Annotated in this window: 1 pseudogene; it reads left to right on the top strand. The window is 51.1% G+C overall.

The features are described 5' to 3' along the window. Positions 1 to 10: 10 nt before the first annotated feature. Positions 11 to 233, top strand: a pseudogene (locus ACTHSP_RS24180) (hypothetical protein); the annotation flags it as partial.

Genomic DNA, 233 nt, shown 5'->3' on the forward strand with positions numbered 1-233 from the left:
TTCCAAATAAATCCTCAAACGCGTCACCGAACGCTACCTCCGCATCAGCAACACATTGTGCTTCCTGTTTGCCAACATCATCGATTTCTACCGGTTCGAACACACGGTACCGCAGGCAGACATGGTCGAAATCGACCGCTACGCTTTAGTTTTGGCGCGTCAGCTGCAAGAGCGTCTGGCAGGAGTCTTCTATGCGCGCTATGAATTCCACTTAGCCGTGAAAGACATCGTCT

It is taken from the genome of Neisseria sp. P0001.S005, assembly GCF_051963715.1.